Below are 19445 nucleotides of genomic sequence, written 5' to 3'. Positions count from 1 at the left end.
TTACGCCGCTGATCGCCTGCTTTGCCCTGTTAAATCGCCGATGGTTAACGGATAGCTTTGTTTTTCAGGAAGCTAAAGTCCGTTAACGGCCCCTGGAACAATCAGGCACATCGCTTATGGCAACACACGTTCAATCCTCAATAGAAATAGATTCTTCGCAGAAAGAGGAATATGGTCTGAGGTTATTATAATTTCGAGAGAAGCGAAGTCGGCTATCTATCTTTTTCACTAACATATCGGTGGACTCTTCATTCAGGAGTTTGCAAACGTGCCGGGTATCAAGGCGCAGAATTCTGCATGCCTCAAGCGTTGGGCAGAAATTCATAGAGTGGAAAGTAATTTGCTTCTCTGTTCTGTTCACCACGGGCATTTCGACCTCTGCAGCGTGGAATCGCATTATAAGTAAGCGGTGTGCGGTGTCTAATAAATGGCTATCGCCAATATTCAACCCGGCTTTATTTTGGCAGAACCATGCAGTACGGCGGGCAATGGAATCCGCGTTCAGCGCCTTAAGGTCTTCATCGGTTGCGTTGCGCAGATGATTAATTTCGCGGCGAACGTCAGCACGATAGAGAATTGCGCATTCCCGCCGCAGAATACCTTTATGAACAATAACCTCTGTGCTCGCCTTATCAAAAGCCTCGACGCACTGAAATGCAATTCGCCGCCGCCCTTGAGCAAGTGCATCCTGAATAGAAAAACCAAAAGCTATTTCGCTTATCCCGGACCAGGCGATGGCAAATGCGCACATAGGACAAGGCTCACTGGTGGATATCAGTATGCACCCGTTTAAATTTTTGCCAATTTTTTGGCTGGCAATCTTAATCGCGTTGATTTCAGCATGTGAGGTTGCGTCTCCCTCTGTTTCCTCATAGTCATGCGCCGCCGCAACCATCTCACCATCCTTGATGATAACGGCGCCAAAACCTTTATTCCCCTCACGCAAACTCTCTTCAGCTTCAACAATGGCAACACGCATCCAGAATTCAAGTTCCATAACCCCATTCATAAAACCACATCCCGCAAGTGAATTTATTTATAGCACCTGGTGGCAAGTGCTATACGCTGCGCAAATAGATAAGATGATTAATACGCATGAGATTAGTAAAGCACTAATCACAACCACGATATAATGACGCAAATCAACGTTAAGATTATTCCAAGCACATTAAAAGACGATTATTATTTAATAAGGAATTTTCTAAATGTTATTTATATCTTATCAGACACCTCAAGAAAATCATACAACTCCTTGTTTACTCTAAGTTTTACCATTTAATATGAGTAAATAAGGAAATTTAAGACGAGATAAGTTTGAATTTCTGAACAATCAGATATAGTCATTTAATACGACACATCATGAGTGAAATGCTTACGGGAGTTATCATGGCTATCTTCATCATCAGCAATAACCAGTATCTTCGAGATGGCATTATCTGTGTCGGACAATATAACGCGATGGAAATCAAAAGCTGTCAGTGTGACGACCCGCAACTCGATCGTTTAAACTATGAAGATATTGTTATCCTGCATCTGAGTTTAGAAAACAAATGCAACGCCAGCAAACTTTCCTCGTTAAACCAGCGATGCAAAGTATTACTGATTCTGAGTTCGTCGCAGCATGCACTCATCTGTGATGCAGATACCGTGATAAATGCTAAAGCGCCGCCGGAAGTCATAATGAAAGCGCTCCGCTGCCTGATCAGACGGGTTAAGTGTAAACCGACCAAAAACCAGCGCTTAAGCAAAATTGAAAAAATCATTCTCAACAAAAGCCTTGAAGGTAAAGATACGCATGTTATCGCTGAATCTCTATCGCTCACCAGTAAGATCGTCAGCAATTACAGATATGTGGCCTGTCGAAAAATTGGCGCAGGGAAGCTAACTGATTTACTCATTATAAAAGACCATTTAAAGGACGATTATGCCAGATAATTGTGGATGATAAGCAAGCCTGACTCATCATCCGTACCGTTAATTAGCACAATACAGTAGCGGTCGTGACCCAATTTTTATCAGAAAGCTATGCTCATTTTGCTTTGAAATAATATAGCTTATTTTTTCATTTGGATAAACGTAAAAGTCAGGCAGGATGCTGGCCAGGAACTCATCCGACACAGAGTCAATGTTACCGTATCGGTTTATTTCTCTGGAGTGGAAATGGTGAGTTTCATGATTTTTGACCATATCATAGATGACATCTCTTCTGATATGGCCCTGCAGTTTCCCGCCATCCAGATAGCTACCGCTGACCGCAACGGTACCCTTACCTTCAGCAAGTGAATACATGAAATTTAAGGTCAAATTAGTTTGTGTATTATCCTTGAAGACCACGAGCGATGCCGTACACTCTTCCTTATGATGTATTTTATCGTTCACAAAATTATAGATCCCCCCTGCCAGAGCGCCAGAAATAAAAAAGCCAATCACAATTTTTATTCTATTCATGTACAATTCCACGAAAAGAGAGAGTAACACATCCGGCAGAAGCCTTCGCGGTGTAGCTTTTCCTGCAAATAAACACTATAAAACCTGGAGTCATCTGCGACATGGAAAAATAAACAAAGGGATACTTCTTACAGTCCAGTCCGGATTTGAAAATCAGTGACTTATAACTATTAAATTTATCAATGCTGGCATGATTATCATCTATGGTATAAAAATGGCAACCGCGATCGCTTTCAACTAATGTATAGCTGCTAAAAAAGGGCTTTTCATCATTAAAGTGCCAGAGGTAATGCAGAGAAAAAAAGCCCGCCAGTAAACTCAATGCCATAATCAAGAGTGTGACAGCCTTTGAGCGGGCGTTTTTCTTATCAGCCGTATGCACGGTAGCCACAGATTCAGTGGTTGCTTTTTTTCCCGCAACGCTATCCTGCACCGCGAGAGATGCATCAGCAGAACCTACTGAATCTAAAGATATTTTTTCACGTTTTTCAATGTTAACGTTGGCATTGATATGAAAACCTTTACGCGGCACCGTCACGACTAATGAGTTATCCGTTTCTCCGACATCGCGCAGTCCGCGCCTGACAATCGATATGTTTTGATACAAGGTATTTGCAGGAACCAGGATCCCCTCATCTTCCCAAACTTTTTTAAAAAAAGTCTGCTGGCTGACCAGCTCCGGTGAGGCTTCCAGTAAAAGAACAAGACAGTGGCTTGCCGGAGCCGTCAATGTGACGCTCAGCGCCGGGTTTTTCAACGAGATTAACCGCTTATTTTCAGGCCAAAATTCTATATTTTTGTTTATGATCCAATACATATGCTATTCGCGGCTGATATGTTAAAAGAGGTTAAAATGGTAAGGAGGTGATCAGTGTAGCTGGAATTACATGCATTATAGCTAATTATATGATTGAAAAAACATATGTGACGTTTTAATTTTTAATGCTGAGTCTTTTCGGCTGTCAAACTTCACCAAAAACGTCCGCGCCCATAAACGTATTAGCCGGTTAATGGTTAAAAATTTACGAAACGTCGTGATTAAAAATGTAGGTTTAAAACGAATAAACCCTGAAACTACAATCAGTTATTGCCCAACGAAGGTGTTTTTTATCAGTCCCGTCGGCGTGTTAGCGCTAATGGTCAACGCTATCCTTAGCGTCAAAAGAACATAGCGCCCGGGCGTCGATCTTTTTTATCCCCGTTAAGTCTATTGTTTTTTACTGTCGGGAGCCCGTGGTTCCCTTCTGACTGGATATAACAAATATTTATCATTCCAGCCTGCCACGCTGAGGGGAAGCGTCAGCACAGCATAAGTTAAGCACGATCCTTACCTTTTCTTTATTCATTATCGCCAACCTTATCCGGGAATTTTTCATGTAATATCTGAATTCACACCCGGTAAATATTCGTTATATCTTAGCTATGTTATGCTCTATTTTTAAAAAGGAGATGCTATGTTTTCTTATATTATGCTGGGAACCAATGACCCTCAAGCTTCCTATAAATTTTATGCGCCTTTGATGCGCGTGCTTGGCCATCCTCTCGATGGGCGTAGCGAAAAAGGCGCCGCATGGGGAACGTTCAAAGATAATCATACTACCGGATTATGCGTTGGAATGCCGTTTGATAATCTCCCCGCCACCCGAGGTAATGGCGTCATGGTTGCATTGAATGCGGTATCCGTTGAAATGATCCAGGAACTTTATAGATTAGCGATTGAGAATGGTGGCGAAGATGAAGGCCCACCGGCTTTTCGTCCGCACTACGGCGCTGATTTTTACAGTGCCTACGTTCGCGATCCTGACAAAAACAAAATCGCTTTTGTTTTTTACGACCCGGCAAAAAAAGCGATGGTTTAAAATCAATTCATCCGAATAAAATGCCTATTCGTGTGATAGCGATTTATTTTAGCGGGTCAGCAAGCCGGGAGGTCGATGCAATGGCTTCCCGGTTGAACAGCGAAACGGCGCGCCCCTGTCAATTACAGAAGAGGCGACATCGATTAACGACAGGCAATCGCATCAAGCTGAAAGAGCATACCTGTTGCCCCGCCAGCATGGGCAAACTCGGTTTGAATTGATTTTCTGGCGGGATAATGGCCGTTGAATCGCTGACGCATGACTTTTTCCATTAATGGGATATTCCATACGTCGCGAAACAGAGCATCAATTTTTACGACTGACTCCAGCGTCAGGCCGATAGCGTTAAGCCTTTCGCTCAAATTATCGAAAGCGCCATTTATCTGTTCCTCGATGGGCTTCCCGATGTTACCAATACAGTAACTCACAAAGACCAAACCACAGGATTCGACCACTCCGGATATTGCCCAGCTTTCATTAATTTCGTGCCTTATAATCTTACTCATCATTGATCCTTTTAAATTTTATATGACTGAAAGCCAAAATCAGGTCACGATTTGTGAGTGCATGGCAAAAACGCGCGTCCCGTGACGTATCATAAAAAAGCCATAGCGTAATATCCTGGTTTTCCTGTGTCAGGGATAAACCCGGGACGTGAAGGTAAAATACAGTTTTCTCAAGGAAATCATCTCATTTAATGCTAAAAACTGTCACGTGCTGCCACATGAAATGCCCTTAAAAAACCTTAAAGGTTCTTAAATACATTTAAAGCCCCAAAATAGAACATCACAACCGATTGATTATAAAGAATATTATCGATTTCATCCCTCGCTATTAAAATAATAACAACAGGTATTATGAAATATTAATAAACAGTCAAGGCAAGGCACCTTGTTAATATCTATTTAAATTGAGCGAGATTTTTAAACAAAATTACAACATAAAACCCAGGACATTAACCTGTAATAAAGCCCGCCCTCAACCGCCCCCCCCTGTGGTTCGATAATAAAAAACCAGATAAATGAAGAGGTAATGTTATTAAGCATTTTGATAAGTACGCTTTGTGCCGTTTTTAACCGGCAGCAAAAAGTCATGCTGCAGCTTTTATATGCCGGGAGAGGGATTTTTCCAGGCGTAAATCATGAACGTTCAAACATTCTTAATAAGACGTTTTCAGGTGCATAGAAATAACGGAATCGTTATGTTGTTACCCAAGGCCATTCATGTGATATGGCTCTGTGAAACTTTATAGCAATATGCGCCGAATGACTTCGGTAGCTTATATTAAGGATAATGATGTATGAAAAAATTATCAGCAGTTGCGTTTGCATTTGGTCTGTTATCTGTGTCTGCATCTCAGGCACTGGCTGCAGATGCCACCGTTAACTTCAGCGGAACCATTCTTCAGGAAGCCTGTAGCGTAGCTACCTCGAATAATACTGTAAACGTTCAGCTCGGCACATTCGGTATCGCGCAATTCCCGACTGTGGGAACGACGACCCTCCCGGTTCCTTTTTCCATTAACTTAACGGGTTGTCCGGCATCAGGTGGTCCGACTGCCGCGCTGGTTACCTTTTCAGGCGCAGCGGATGCGGCAGGCGACCTGGCACTGACCGGCGGTGGCGCAACCGGTGTATCGATTAATATCAAAAAGGCTGACGGCACCAATATCGATATTAACTCCGCCGATTCTGGTATTGCGTTGACATCTGCCGCTACGCAGCAGCTCAACTTTACGGCTAATTATATCAGTACCTCAGCCGCTGTCACCGCGGGCCAGGCTAACGCCGTAGCCCAGGTAAATATCTCTTATATGTAAATATGTAATATGGCGGGGGTGCCAGCGCCCCCGTTAGTGGAGTATTCATGAAAGCGTTCCTTTTTTTATCTTTATTTTTGGCTTCAGTCTCAGTTAGCACTAGCAGCGTTGCAGCTGTTTCTGTCGGGGGCACTCGTCTGGTTTTTAACGGCAATGAAAAAGAGGCTTCCATTACTGTCAGTAACTCAAACAAAGGGATTCCGGTACTTATTCAGTCCTGGGTAGACCGGGGGGAGCATGACAAATCTAAAGCTCCATTTACGATCACGCCACCATTGTTTCGCCTGGAACCAGGGCAGGATAATACCTTACGCGCTATTTACAGCGGCGAACGACTCCCGGATGATCGCGAATCTTTATTCTGGCTCAATATTAAAAGCATCCCGTCAATTAAAAAAGAGGACATGCGCGAAAACACTTTACAGCTGGCGATTAAAAAAAGGCTGAAATTTATTTACCGCCCCGCATCAATTAAGAGTATACCGGAAGAAAGCGCCAGCCTGCTTAGCTGGAAAAGAGTAGGTAATCAAATTCAGGTTACTAACCCAACGCCGTTTTATATGAACTTTGGGATGATCAAGGTAGGAGGTCAGATGTTTAAGCCTGTGCTCCCTGAACAAACCTATGTAGCGCCCAAATCAGAGCTGTTAATTACTATTCCATCCGGTGCGGCCAGCAATAGTGTTGACTGGAAAATAATTAATGACTACGGAACGAGTGGCAAAGAGTTTCACGCCACATATTAATTCTCACCGATGTTTTTGTATAACAGGTATGGAATTTTGCGACAGATAAATTTCACTGCGAAATATACATCCCTTTTGATTATCATTACGCTTCTGAATGTTCCTGATAAATCTTTTGCGGATGAGTATTTTAATCCTGCCTTGCTTGAGGTTCGGGATGGTGTTTCAGAGCGTACAACCGACCTCTCGGTCTTTGAAGTCGCCAATGGTCAGCCTGCGGGAAAATACCGGGTCGATATCTCAGTGAATAATGAGATGGTGACCGCCGAGGCCCGTGACGTGATGTTCTCGAAAACTGCTGATGGCAAGCTGGAACCCTGCGTTACCCTGGAGGAACTCACCCAGTGGGGGATTAATACCGCCCCGTTTCCAGAGCTGCAGGACAGTAACAGCGAATGCATTAAGCTGGACGCTATTCCAGACGCGTTTACTGACTTTCAGTTTAACCGACAGCGGCTAAACCTGAGCATTCCCCACGCGGCATTAAAGGCACGCAGTCAGGATGAAGTGCCCGTCGAGCTTTGGGATGAGGGGATTCCTGCCGTGTTACTCAATTACAGCATGAACAGTTATCAGAGCCAGTATAACGGTGCTGATACCTATAAAAGTACGTACCTCAACCTGCGGCCGGGAATAAACATCGGGCCGTGGCGTCTGCGCAACTACACCACCTTTGAGCATAGTAATCAGAGTGGAAGTAAATGGGACAACGTCTACAGCTATCTTCAGCGGAATATTATCTCTTTGCGAAGCCAACTGACGTTAGGTGACAGTTCCGCCCCTTCTGATGTCTTCGATAGCGTACCGTTCCGCGGTGTTCAACTAGCCTCAGATGATGACATGCTGCCCTCCAGCGTACGCAACTATGCGCCTGTAGTGCGGGGGATTGCCCGCAGTAATGCCCTTGTCACCATACGCCAGAACGGATACGTGGTTTATGAAACCAAAGTGGCGCCGGGAGCATTTGAAATAACGGATCTCGCCTCTACAGGCGGGGCAGGCGATCTTGACGTCACGATTAAAGAAGCGGATGGAAGCGAACAACATTTGATTATCCCCTATGCCTCTTTGCCTGTGCTGCAGCGCGAAGGGAAATTTCGTTATAGCGTAACGGGCGGTCAGTTTCGCGCCTATGATCCGCAAACGGAAAAAAATCTGTTTGTGCAGGGAACCGGTATTTATGGTCTCCCGCTCGGTTTTACGCTGTACGGTGGGGTGCAAAACGCAGGCAGCAAATACCAGTCTTACGCTCTGGGCGTGGGCAAGAACATCGGCGCATGGGGCGCTTTTTCAGCCGATGTCATCCACTCGGTGTCAGCGCCGACGGATACGGGCAGGCAACAGGGTCAGTCGCTACGGGTGCGCTATAGCAAAAATTTCCTGCAAACGGGAACAAACTTCACCATCGCCGGTTATCGCTATTCAACCTCCGGATTTCGCTCGCTGGAGGAGACGCTCGGCACCTACAGAAGCGATAGTAACATTCCATCATATGTTACTGACCGCCGTCGTAACCGGGCTGAGCTGTCGTTGAATCAGGATCTTGGCGCCAATTTTGGCGCGTTTAATGCCTCCTTGATCAGTGAGGATTACTGGCATAACAAACGTAACAGCCTGTCGGCGAACCTGGGGTACTACAAAAACTTCAACGCCATTGGCATCAGTTTGAACTACTCCTGGAACCGCAACACCGGCCTGTATGGCCATGCCGATCAGGATAATGTTGTCTCTTTTGAAATTAATGTGCCTCTGGATAAGTTCCTGCCCCAGACTTACGCCTCCTATGGCACAACCCGGACGAGTGGAAACGGGACCAGCCATAACCTGAGGCTCAACGGCTCGGCATTTGATGATGGCAGCCTTGACTGGGGCATCAACGCCACTCACTCCAGCCATAACGAACAACTGGTAGGAGCAAATGCCAACTGGCAGACAAGCTATGGAACGGTAAATGGTTCTTACAGCCACAGCCGTGATACCCGGCAATTGGGGTACGGCATCGCCGGCGGGCTCGTCGTTCATGAAAATGGTATCACCCTGTCACAACCCTTAGGTGAAACCATTGGCTTGGTAAAAGCACCGGATGCCGAAGGCGTCGGTATCAATAACTATAGCGGCATCACTACGGACAGCCGCGGCTATGCGGTTGTTCCTTACCTGACCCCGTACCGCCGCAATGATATTAGCCTGAATAGCAAGACCCTGCGGGACGATACCGATATCACCTATATGACCAGTAAAGTTGTCCCCACCCGCGGGGCACTCGTCAGAGCAGAGTATAAAACGGCCATTGGCCACCGCGTCCTGATGACGTTAACGCTGCCCGGCGGCAAACCAATCCCCTTTGGGGCGGTGGTATCGCTGCTTAAAACAGAGGGAAACACCTCTATTGTCGGTGACGGTGGGGAAGTATTCCTGAGCGGTTTACCGCAAAAAGGAACTCTGCTTGTGCAGTGGGGCAACGGTCAGGGGCAGGAAACAACCTGTCAGGCTGATTATATCGCCCGTAAACCCGCTGGCGCATCCGGTCTCTGGAGCGCGACGAGCGTCTGTCAATAATTCTGCGCCCTTGGTCGAAGTAAATAGCACGCCTTACGAGGAAGAATAGAATGAAGTGGTTTGTTTTTATGTTCGTTACTACCGTAACGGCACTCACCGTCACCCCCGAGGTTAAAAGCGGATCGTTTGATCCAGTAACCGGCGCTTATACTACCGATCCGATAACCGTCACGCTGACGCCAAAGACCGTTACGGCCAGCGCGTCGGTAATCCCTGACGGTGAAAAAGTTTTTTGGGCACCCGCCATCGGTAGTGGTAATTATGTTCAAGAAAATGGGCTGATTTACTGGGGATCGCATACTTATAGCATGACAAGTAACACTGTCGCCACAGCTGCCGCCGCCTCAATTAATGCCAGGGGAACCTGTACTGCAACCGCCAGCGGTGCATCTCTTACCATAAACGGCTGCTTCACCTTTAAGGTCAATTACGATATACGCATGGGCAAAGGTGCCACATGTAAATCTTTTTTCGGTTCGGGGAATGAACCATACGTTATAAGTTCGTTTGGTACTTTCGTTCAATTGAAATCTAATAATAATGGGTCACAAAGCACTCGATCCTTGACCCGTCCAGATTCAGCAAATGTCGGTGTAACAACGCTTACTTACCCACGTCAGACTTTCACGACAATGCCATCATCATCCTCCTACGATACAAATCTGCAGGCTACACTTTCTGCCGCAACGCCACCAAGTGTCTTTCTTTACTGCACTGTAACGCAAGGCGCCCTTACATCTTTGGCCAGTGGATCGACAATCAGCCATTCTTTTATACTGGTGCCTTCAGGCAAACGACCCGCCTACGCCCCGACGATCAGTTATTCACCGGCCTTACCTATCACCAATACTATCGCCGTTAATATACGCAATATTGCTGCGATAGAAATTCTCCCCAGCACGGTATTCAACACCGGAACTATCTCCGCGTGGCGCACCACCTATATGGAACAGCCGCTTACCGTAACCGGACAGGGCAATTTAACCCGCAAGTTTGGCGCATCAGAAAACTTTAACGTTATTGAATCCTGGAGCTGTGCGGCAACAGGGCAAATCGATTTTCGAATAATGCGCGACAATACCAACACCAATGTCTGTTCAGGGGCAACCTATACCCATACCGTGCAAACGCCACAGTCGTTGACGGCACAGTGGAAAGCGTTAAATCAGACCTCATCAGGCGCATGGAGCGCGGCGGCAACGGTCACCTTTACGCTGCCCTAGATTATTGGCTTAATCGTTAATGCCCGGCATCGCTTTATACTGGCGATGTCGCCGATGACAAAAGCGCGCCCCGCCTGTCGCTCAAAGAGAGTCACCCCGACACGGCGGCCTGCAATGACCGCCGCGCTGCGTTTAAGTTATAACCAAAACAACATGCTAAAACCGGTCAAAACGACGATACAGGCGATATTCAAAAACAGGCCGGCGCGCATCATCTCCTGCTGCTTGATATGGCCGGTGGCGAAAACGATAGCGTTTGGCGGCGTCGCCACGGGCAGCATAAAAGCGCATGAAGCCGCAATGGCAATCAATACCGACAGAATCACAGGCGACATGCCGAACGCTTCGGCCACTGAGGCAAATACGGGAATAAGCAAAGCGGCGCTGGCCGTATTACTGGCAAACTCGGTCAGAAACACCACGAATGTTGCAATCACCAGAATAATAATAAATATCCCCATATGAGCCACCATCCCGCTAATCTGGTTTGCCAGGAACAGACTGGTGCCCGTCTCTTTCAACACATTACTTAAGCAGATACCGCCGCCGAATAATAACAGCACGCCCCAGTCAGCCGTTTTTTCTATATCCTTCCAGTGAACCACCCGGGCGAAATTGACTAATATAATGGCGCCTAATGCCACAATGGTATCAAAGGATTTAAAACCGCCCAGCAGGTCGTTAATGGGTCCGCTGAAAATCCAGAAGAATACGGTAAGGCCAAAAATAGCCAGGGTGACAACTTTGCCTTTATCCCAATCGACCTGCTCAGTGTTCGTTTCAAAGGTTCCCTTAAGTTCCGGCCTGAACACGAGGTAAAGAATCGCAATAGCGACAGGCAGTAAGACGATCATTGCCGGGAAACCGAACTTCATCCAGTCAAAGAAGGAGAGCCCCACCTCGGCGGCGGCAATCGCATTCGGTGGACTGCCGACGATCGTCGCCATCCCGCCAATGCTGGCGCTATAGGCAATCCCCAGGAGCACAAACACATAGGTCGAATGGCTGTTTTTGCCATCGACTTTACTCAGGATCCCCAATACCAGCGGCATCATCATTGCGGCCGTCGCCGTATTACTGATCCACATTGACAGCAGCGCCGTCACGCCAAACAGCATAAAGACCGCGAGGCTCATTTTGCCCCTCGCCATCGCTAATACTTTATCGGCAATGACTTTATCCAGCCCCTGCACATGCATCGCCGCCGCCAGAGCAAAGCCGCCGAGGAAAAGGAATATCGTAGAGTTAGCGAAACTGTTTAGCGCCGCCTGGGTATTAAATACTCCCAACAGCACAGCCATAACGGGAACCATTATTGCCGTAACGGTCACGTGCAGCGCTTCCGTTAACCATAATACGGCGATAAAAGCGAGCATACTCAGTCCCATGACCACCTTCGGCTCATAGGGTAGCGTGTTGTAGAGAACGATAAACAGAACAATATCGAGCAAAATGATGATGCTGTTACGATTAAAAAACCACTCGTGGGTATTGGTAGGTAAAGGACTCATGTCGTTTTTATTCATAGTAGCTTCCTTGTAACTGGTTACGACTGAATCATTACATGTATATGTCTTTCAGGTATAAATTATGTTCCTGTTCTGTTAACTGGATCGTACCAGACAATTTCCTGGCTGATTAACCTGCAGGGCAGGATATTTTTGGAAAAAGGGTTCCTGATATATATTTTTTATTGAAACGAGAAGGAGCATCTTATCAGGAATAATTCATCCATCTGAATTTGTTCCGTTGAACAATGTCCCGGTATACCGGCGCTGATATTTTCGCTGGCACCTGAAAATTGCCGCTGGAAACTATCGAATATTTTTGGCAATCCTTTTCCGAAATAGAGATAAAGCAGCGCGTAAAAACGGATAATTCGGCGAAAAACCGGGCAAAAGCGCGCTATTCTGGAAATCGACACGCCCAGGCGGCTAACAACCTTTCCCTCCGGACGGCTAAAAAGCATCTTATATTCCTTTTTGCTCTTAGCGGCAGACAAAAGTTCTTTAAAATGCCAATTTTGCAGCCCTACCATTCAAATCATCTCGATACGAATGGGCAAAATGTTATGACAGTTTTTCATTCCGTTAGCGACCTGATTGGTCATACTCCCCTGCTGCAGCTTCATAAGCTGGATACCGGCCCCTGCAGCCTGTTTCTGAAACTGGAAAATCAAAATCCCGGCGGCTCGATAAAAGACCGCGTCGCGCTATCCATGATTACGCAGGCAGAGCGCGAAGGAAAATTAAAACCCGGCGGCACGATTATCGAAGCCACCGCCGGCAATACCGGCCTCGGGCTGGCGCTGATCGCCGCGCAGAAAAATTATCGCCTGATCCTGGTGGTGCCGGACAAAATGAGCCGCGAGAAGATTTTCCACCTGCGCGCGCTGGGAGCGCAGGTACAGCTTACCCGCTCGGACGTTAACAAAGGCCATCCCGCCTACTATCAGGACTACGCCCGGCGTCTTGCCGACGAAACGCCAGGCGCCTTTTATATCGACCAGTTTAATAACGAGGCTAACCCGCTGGCGCATGCCACCACCACTGCCCCGGAAATCTTCCGGCAGCTGGAGGGCGATATCGACGCGATTGTCGTCGGCGTCGGCTCCGGCGGAACCCTCGGTGGGCTACAGGCCTGGTTTGCTGAACACTCCCCGAAAACGGAATTTATCCTCGCCGATCCGGCGGGCTCCATTCTGGCGGACCAGGTCGAAACCGGGCGCTACGGTGAAACCGGCTCCTGGCTGGTTGAAGGGATCGGCGAAGACTTTATTCCGCCGCTGGCCCATCTTGAGAGCGTCCGCAGCGCATACCGCGTCACCGATAGCGAAGCTTTCGCCACTGCCCGCCAGCTGCTGCAGGTTGAAGGCATTCTGGCAGGCTCCTCTACCGGAACGCTGCTCACCGCCGCCCTGCGCTACTGCCGGTCGCAGACATCCCCTAAACGCGTGGTGACTTTCGCCTGCGACAGCGGCAATAAATATTTATCAAAGATGTTTAACGATGACTGGATGCGCCAGCAGGGCTTTTTAAGCCGCCCTTCGCGCGGCGATCTCAGCGATTTTATCGCTCTGCGCCACGACGAAGGGGCAACCGTTACCGCCGCGCCGGACGATACCCTGGCGGCCATCCTCGCGCGTATGCGTCTCTACGACATCTCACAACTACCGGTGCTGGAAAACGGCCGCGTCGTCGGCATCGTCGACGAATGGGATCTGATTAGCCACGTCCAGGGTGACAGTCAGCGCTTTTCTCTGCCGGTCAGGGAAGCGATGACCCGTAACGTGGAGACCCTGGATAAGCACGCGCCGGAAAGCGCGCTGAAGGCCATTTTCGATCGCGGTCTGGTGGCCGTTATCGCCGACAACGATCGTTTTCTTGGCCTCATTACCCGCAGCGATGTGCTGACCACCTGGCGTAACCGACTCGAACAGTAAGGACTTCTCAATGACAAATTTGCATACTCTGAGCGTACATAGCGGCACATTTACCGATGAACACGGCGCGGTGATGCCGCCTATTTATGCCACCTCCACCTTTGCCCAGCCCGCGCCGGGCCAGCATACCGGGTACGAATATTCGCGCAGCGGCAACCCGACGCGCCACGCGCTGGAGACGGCGATTGCCGACCTGGAAAGCGGCACGCGCGGCTACGCCTTTGCTTCCGGCCTTGCGGCCATCTCAACCGTGCTGGAGCTGCTGGATAAAGACAGCCACCTGGTCGCCGTCGACGATGTTTACGGCGGCACATACCGGCTGATTGAAAACGTTCGTCGCCGCAGCGCCGGCCTGCGGGTGAGCTGGGTGAAGCCCGACGATCTGGCGGCCATCGAAGCGGCTATTCAACCCGATACGCGCATGATTTGGGTTGAAACGCCGACCAACCCGCTGCTTAAGCTGGCCGACCTTAGCGCCATCGCCGCCATTGCGCGGCGGCACAATATTATCAGCGTTACCGACAACACCTTCGCCTCGCCGGCCATCCATCGTCCGCTTGAGCTGGGCTTTGATATCGTGGTGCATTCGGCGACCAAGTACCTTAACGGCCACTCCGATGTCGTCGCCGGACTGGCGGTGGTCGGCGACAACGCTGCGCTGGCGGAAAAGCTGGGCTATCTACAAAACGCGGTTGGCGGCGTGCTCGATCCGTTCAGCAGTTTCCTGACGCTGCGCGGTATTCGTACCCTGGCGCTGCGTATGGAGCGCCACAGCAGCAATGCGCTGCTGCTTGCCGAGTGGCTGGAGCAGCAGCCGCAGGTCGAAAGGGTCTGGTTCCCGTGGCTGGCCTCGCATCCGCATCATCAGCTGGCGCGCAGGCAGATGGCGCTTCCCGGCGGGATGATTTCCGTGGTGGTCAAAGGCGACGATGGCTACGCCGAGCGGATCATACGCAAGCTGAAGCTGTTTACGCTCGCAGAGAGCCTCGGCGGCGTGGAAAGCCTGGTGAGCCAGCCGTTTAGCATGACCCACGCATCGATCCCGCTGGAGCAGCGTTTAGCCAACGGCATTACTCCCCAGCTGATTCGTCTGTCGGTAGGGATAGAAGATCCGCAGGATCTGATCGCCGACTGGCGCCACGCGCTGCGCGACTAAGCAGATTGCCCGGCGGTGCCTGACGCCTTGCCGGGCCAACAAGACCCCCATAGCGTCAGGCCGCCGCCCGGCAGAAAATTAAGCGGTCCGCCCGTTCTGGCGTTGCCCCTGCAGAAGATGCTCAACAAAGCGCGTCAGCTTCGGCAGCGGCCGCAGATCCTGCCGCCAGAGCAGGTGAACCGGCCTCGGCTGCGGGGTATACGCCTCCAGCACGCGCACCAGTTTACCGCTCTCCAGCGCATCGGCCAGCAGGACTTCCGGCTGCAACACCAGTCCGGCCCCGGCGATCGCCGCCGTTCGCAGGGCATAGCCGTCATTGCAGCGCAGGACGGCATCGCGCTTCCAGCGGACGCCCTCCTCCGCGCCAGGCAGCTTCCACTCATTGCGCGCGGTCCACACCGTATGCGACAAACAGAGGTGATCGGCCAGGTCAGCAGGCGTCGTCGGCGTACCGTAGCGGGCTAAATACCCGGGCGCGGCGCAGATCGTCATCCGGTAGGGCGCGAGATATTTTGCCACCAGATCGCTATTGCGGATCTCGCCGATGCGGATCGCCAAATCGAACCCCTCATCCACCAGATCGACCATCCGGTTAGTCAGATCCAGCTCCACGCGCACGTCGGGCCATGCCTGCAGAAACGTGGCGGTCAGCGGAGCAATGACGCAGGCGCCAAACGACGTCGGCGCGCTTACCCGCAGCGTGCCCGCGGGCGCGATCCGCAGCCTCTCCACCGCGCTCTCGGCGATTGAAACCTGCTCCAGGACGCGTTTCGCCTCGTCAAAATAGACCCGCCCGGCGTCGGTGAGGCTCTGGCGGCGGGTATTGCGCTCAAGAAGACGGGTATTAAGCTGCCGTTCGATCAGCGCGATATATTTCCCGACCATCACCGCCGACATCTCGAGCCGCGCCGCGGCGTCGGTAAAGCTGCCGCACTCCACGACCGCAATAAAGGTCTCCATCGCCCGTAGCTTATCCATATTACAAACCTCAGGTTAGTAATCATTTAACTTTCAGCCAGTTTATCCGCTATCTGTTTTATTAAAGAATAGCCTCTCATCCGAGAGAGGAACCTGCTATGAAAATCATCGTTATTGGCGCCAGCGGTACCGTTGGCCGCGCGGTTGCGCAAGAATTAAACCAGCGTCATGAAGTTATTCGCGTCGGCCGCACTCAGGGCGACTATCAGGTTGATATCACCTCACAGCAGAGCGTGCAGAGCCTGTTTGAGAAAATCGGTCAGGTAGACGCGATTGTTTCCGCCACCGGTAATCTGTTCTTTGGCCCGCTGGCGACCATGACCGATCGCGATTTCAACCAGGGCTTACAGGATAAGCTCCTGGGGCAGATTCGCCTGGCGCTGACCGGCCAGCATTATCTTAACGATGGCGGCTCGATTACGCTGATTAGCGGGATCGTGGCGCATGAGCCTATCGCTCAGGGCGTCAATGCCACCACCGTGAACGCCGGGCTGGAGGGGTTTGTTCGCGCCGCCGCTTGTGAACTGCCGCGCGGGATCCGTATTAACCTGATTAGCCCCACTGTATTAACGGAATCGGCGGCAGCCTACGACGGTTTCTTCCCCGGCTTTGCCAGCGTCCCTGCCGCCAGCGTGGCTCAGGCCTACCGTCGCAGCGTGGAAGGCGTTCAGAGCGGGCGGATCTATCGGGTCGGCTATTGACCGACACCGCAGCGGGCTGGAGTCAGGCTGCCGGCCCGCGACGGCGCTTACATCCTGTGCCTGCAGCGGTTACACTGGTTCTTCAATTTGCTTTTTTGAATCACTCATGCTGAAGAAACTCGCTTTTATTATCCCGCTTATCGCGCTTATCGCCCTGCTTATCTGGTGGTTCACGCCGCGCTACTCCGCAGAGGACGAAGCGTACTACCGCTCCGTTTTCTGCGTGATCGACCACCAGGATAGCCAGACATTTCTCCGCGATATGGAAAATATCATTGAAGGCGGCAATTCAGATTATGCGCTGCATAAAGCCCATTACGTTCCCGCGCTGGGCCAGCGGATGCTGGACACCTGGCAGCAGCTCACTCCGGAAGAGCAGAAAAGCCTCGGCCAGGATCAGCAGCGCTGCCGCCAGCTGATGAGCGAGAAACAGCGTTCACGCTAAACAGGCGCGCGGCGTAAAACGCAGCGCTGAAAGGAAAGGTAAAACAGAAATGATGTTTCACAAGGTGATGGACAGCCGCAGCCCTCATGACGACTGCGGTTGCCTTTACCAGAAAAAGTAGTTGATCTGGTAGCGACTAGCTCTTATTTTGCTTCTCAGTTTTTAAACGAGATGAAACTGATGCCTACTATTACCGCCAGTAGTATGAAAGAAGCAAAAGAGTTAATGAACTGTGGCAAATACAGAGAAATCGTTCTCAATTTCGATATTGATGCTGACGATTTCTTCACCCTCGCCACCTCACAATCAGCCACAAAAGTGACCATTACGGACAGAAACAATCGCTCATCGGTAAAAGCAGAAAAATAATAAAAACCCCTGAGGCTTCTTATGTTGTTAGCTATTGGTACCATCGCTGTCGCTTTTCTCTCCTCATTGATGCTGATCTGGCTTGACGATCGCATTGCCGACCAGGATTAAACCCCGGGCTGGCGATAAGCCGCCAGAACCCCAGCACTACGTTTCTCTCGCCCGTCGTCAGCGATGACGGGCGATGCCAAAACCGCTCACGTCATTCAACTTCAGCTCCCCTCATTGCGCTCGCCGGACAGGCAAGGATTAGCCTGAATTCAGGCCGTTAATAGAAGAAACGTGGGCGGAGAGCGCTCCGCGCCGACCAGCGGCGCGAAGCAAGGCGATTACAGCGATTTCGCCAGGCGCTCGACGGCGGTCATCAGACCGTCAGCCGATACCGTAGAGTAGGAGAGACGCAGCGTGCGGGTATCCGGGTTGTCGTTATAGAACGCTTCCCCAGGCACGTAGACCACGCCGTTTTCCAGCGTTTTCTTCATCCATTCCATGGTATCGAACGGATAGCGGAAGCGAGCCCACAGGAACATACCGCCTTTAGGACGGCTGAACTCCAGATGCTCGCCAAGCTGCGATTCCAGCGCGTCGGCCAGCGCCACGCACTTCTTGCGGTAATCTTCGCGGATCAGGGCAATCTGCTTTTCCAGACGGTTCATGCTCAGGTATTCCGCAGTGATGACCTGCGATAGCATGTTGGTGTGCAGATCCGCCGCCTGCTTGACGATCACCGTCTGCTGCGCCAGCCAGTCCGGCATCACGATCCAGCCAATACGCATCCCCGGCGCGAGGATCTTGGAGAAGGTGGAGGTATACACCACCTGATCGACACAGCCCAGTTCAACCGCGTGCTGATACAGCGGACGGCGCACTTCATCGGTGAAGCTGATTTCACCGTACGGATCGTCTTCAATGATCACGAAGTCGTGCTTTTTCGCCAGCTCAACCAGGCGACGACGGCGCGCTTCGCTGAGGGTCTTCCCGCCTGGGTTGCCAAACGTCGGCACCAGGTAAACGGCTTTCACGCGCGTGGTTTCCAGCAGATCGGCCAGTTGTTCCACCAGCATGCCGTCATCATCGGTATCCACGCTGAGAATATTGGCCTGCGCCAGCTGGAAGACCTGCAGCGCCGCCAGATAGGTCGGGCGCTCAACGACAATCGCATCGCCCGGATCGAGGAGCGTGCGGGCGACGATATCCAGCGACTGCTGCGAACCGGAAGTGATATAAACATGGCTTGCCGGGCAGTCCACGCCGCGCGCCTGACACAGTTCGCTGACGGCCTGACGCAGCGGCGGATAACCTTCGGTCAAACCGTACTGGAACGCATCGTTAAAGCGCCCGTTCATCACCTGCTGCACCGCCAGGTTCAGGCCTTCGGTATCAAAAAGCTCCGGAGCCGGAATGCCGCCGCCCAGGGAGATCACGCCGGGCAGTTTACTGTGCTTGAGGAGTTCGCGGACGGCGGAGGGCTTAAGTTCACCCGCGCGGGCGGCGAGTCGCCGATCGTGCATACTATTTTCCTTTTCTGTCTTGTTGTTGTGATGTTTTATCTGTTTTTTACCGATAACTCCCCCGGTCGCACTAGGCTCACTGGGGCTACGGGTTCGTATGTTCGGTAGCCCGGACAGATGCGCAGCATCGCCTCCGGGATATTCTTCAGCATCCTGCGGCCTTCCCCCGGGGGCGGCGCGATGCGCCTT

Annotated in this window: 19 protein-coding genes; 11 read left to right on the top strand and 8 right to left on the bottom strand. The window is 50.7% G+C overall.

The annotated features are described in order from the left end of the window. Positions 1-130: 130 nt before the first annotated feature. Positions 131-997 (bottom strand): nucleoside deaminase, encoded by an 867-nt coding sequence (locus ACSIPU_RS16935; protein WP_227628709.1) that lies wholly within the window; start codon positions 995-997, stop codon positions 131-133. Positions 998-1386: 389 nt separating this feature from the next. Here ACSIPU_RS16935 and ACSIPU_RS16930 point away from each other — a divergent pair, with 389 nt between their 5' ends. Beyond that, entirely contained in the window at positions 1387-1935 is a 549-nt protein-coding gene (locus ACSIPU_RS16930) for a LuxR C-terminal-related transcriptional regulator (RefSeq protein WP_004105759.1), read from the top strand. A gap of 39 nt (positions 1936-1974) precedes the next feature. On the opposite strand, the gene ACSIPU_RS16925 is transcribed toward ACSIPU_RS16930, so the two are convergent. Further along, positions 1975-2448: a hypothetical protein gene (locus ACSIPU_RS16925; RefSeq protein ID WP_004105761.1), complete on the bottom strand. Its 474-nt coding sequence runs from the start codon at positions 2446-2448 to the stop codon at positions 1975-1977. After that, positions 2441-3265: a winged helix-turn-helix domain-containing protein gene (locus ACSIPU_RS16920; RefSeq protein ID WP_004105763.1), complete on the bottom strand. Its 825-nt coding sequence runs from the start codon at positions 3263-3265 to the stop codon at positions 2441-2443. The genes ACSIPU_RS16925 and ACSIPU_RS16920 overlap by 8 nt, the downstream gene beginning before the upstream one ends. 637 nt (positions 3266-3902) lie before the next feature. On the opposite strand from ACSIPU_RS16920, the gene ACSIPU_RS16915 reads away from it, so the two are divergent. Beyond that, positions 3903-4307, top strand: a complete 405-nt coding sequence (locus ACSIPU_RS16915) for a VOC family protein (RefSeq protein ID WP_004105765.1) — start codon at positions 3903-3905, stop codon at positions 4305-4307. Positions 4308-4450: 143 nt separating this feature from the next. Here ACSIPU_RS16915 and ACSIPU_RS16910 read toward each other — a convergent pair whose 3' ends face one another. Next, entirely contained in the window at positions 4451-4816 is a 366-nt protein-coding gene (locus ACSIPU_RS16910) for a RidA family protein (RefSeq protein WP_224227548.1), read from the bottom strand. A gap of 791 nt (positions 4817-5607) precedes the next feature. On the opposite strand from ACSIPU_RS16910, the gene ACSIPU_RS16905 reads away from it, so the two are divergent. From ACSIPU_RS16905 to ACSIPU_RS16890, 4 genes are read left to right on the top strand one after another with little or no spacing between them, the layout of a single operon-like run. Then, positions 5608-6126, top strand: coding sequence for a fimbrial protein (locus tag ACSIPU_RS16905; protein ID WP_004105769.1), 519 nt, complete (start codon positions 5608-5610; stop codon positions 6124-6126). A 47-nt stretch (positions 6127-6173) separates the two neighbouring features. Continuing rightward, positions 6174-6872 carry a fimbrial biogenesis chaperone gene (locus ACSIPU_RS16900; RefSeq protein WP_004105771.1) on the top strand — a complete coding sequence of 233 codons (699 nt, stop codon included), beginning with the start codon at positions 6174-6176 and terminating at the stop codon, positions 6870-6872. A 36-nt stretch (positions 6873-6908) separates the two neighbouring features. Further along, positions 6909-9431: a fimbria/pilus outer membrane usher protein gene (locus tag ACSIPU_RS16895; RefSeq protein WP_004105773.1), complete on the top strand. Its 2523-nt coding sequence runs from the start codon at positions 6909-6911 to the stop codon at positions 9429-9431. 50 nt (positions 9432-9481) lie between these two features. Beyond that, a complete protein-coding gene (locus ACSIPU_RS16890; protein WP_004105775.1) occupies positions 9482-10654 on the top strand; it encodes a hypothetical protein in 1173 nt (390 codons plus the stop codon). A 137-nt stretch (positions 10655-10791) separates the two neighbouring features. On the opposite strand, the gene ACSIPU_RS16885 is transcribed toward ACSIPU_RS16890, so the two are convergent. Both ACSIPU_RS16885 and ACSIPU_RS16880 read right to left on the bottom strand, forming a co-directional pair. Continuing rightward, positions 10792-12180 (bottom strand): SLC13 family permease, encoded by a 1389-nt coding sequence (locus ACSIPU_RS16885; RefSeq protein WP_004105776.1) that lies wholly within the window; start codon positions 12178-12180, stop codon positions 10792-10794. A gap of 164 nt (positions 12181-12344) precedes the next feature. Then, complete coding sequence (locus tag ACSIPU_RS16880) at positions 12345-12692, bottom strand: hypothetical protein (RefSeq protein ID WP_224238653.1); 348 nt, start codon at positions 12690-12692, stop codon at positions 12345-12347. Positions 12693-12725: 33 nt separating this feature from the next. Between ACSIPU_RS16880 and ACSIPU_RS16875 the strand changes: the two genes are divergently transcribed. Continuing rightward, positions 12726-14096: a pyridoxal-phosphate dependent enzyme gene (locus tag ACSIPU_RS16875; RefSeq protein ID WP_004105779.1), complete on the top strand. Its 1371-nt coding sequence runs from the start codon at positions 12726-12728 to the stop codon at positions 14094-14096. 10 nt (positions 14097-14106) lie between these two features. After that, positions 14107-15252 carry a trans-sulfuration enzyme family protein gene (locus tag ACSIPU_RS16870; protein ID WP_004115602.1) on the top strand — a complete coding sequence of 382 codons (1146 nt, stop codon included), beginning with the start codon at positions 14107-14109 and terminating at the stop codon, positions 15250-15252. A gap of 78 nt (positions 15253-15330) precedes the next feature. Here ACSIPU_RS16870 and ACSIPU_RS16865 read toward each other — a convergent pair whose 3' ends face one another. Beyond that, positions 15331-16230, bottom strand: a complete 900-nt coding sequence (locus ACSIPU_RS16865; RefSeq protein ID WP_004105783.1) for a LysR family transcriptional regulator — start codon at positions 16228-16230, stop codon at positions 15331-15333. A 98-nt stretch (positions 16231-16328) separates the two neighbouring features. Here ACSIPU_RS16865 and ACSIPU_RS16860 point away from each other — a divergent pair, with 98 nt between their 5' ends. From ACSIPU_RS16860 to ACSIPU_RS16850, 3 genes are all read left to right on the top strand, one after another. Further along, complete coding sequence (locus ACSIPU_RS16860; protein ID WP_004105785.1) at positions 16329-16931, top strand: short chain dehydrogenase; 603 nt, start codon at positions 16329-16331, stop codon at positions 16929-16931. 106 nt (positions 16932-17037) lie between these two features. Further along, positions 17038-17376 (top strand): hypothetical protein, encoded by a 339-nt coding sequence (locus ACSIPU_RS16855; protein ID WP_004105787.1) that lies wholly within the window; start codon positions 17038-17040, stop codon positions 17374-17376. Positions 17377-17556: 180 nt separating this feature from the next. Further along, on the top strand, positions 17557-17745 hold the full coding sequence (locus ACSIPU_RS16850) for a hypothetical protein (protein ID WP_004105789.1): 189 nt from the start codon (positions 17557-17559) through the stop codon (positions 17743-17745). Between the two features lie 329 nt (positions 17746-18074). Here the strand turns inward: ACSIPU_RS16850 and ACSIPU_RS16845 are convergent, their stop codons facing one another. Beyond that, positions 18075-19256, bottom strand: coding sequence for an aminotransferase-like domain-containing protein (locus ACSIPU_RS16845; protein ID WP_004105794.1), 1182 nt, complete (start codon positions 19254-19256; stop codon positions 18075-18077). Positions 19257-19445 lie beyond the last annotated feature (189 nt).

Origin of the sequence: Klebsiella sp. HN106 (genome assembly GCF_051209435.1) — a bacterium.
Classification (GTDB): Bacteria; Pseudomonadota; Gammaproteobacteria; order Enterobacterales; family Enterobacteriaceae; genus Klebsiella; species Klebsiella oxytoca.
This window is presented reverse-complemented; position numbering and strand designations above follow the sequence as displayed.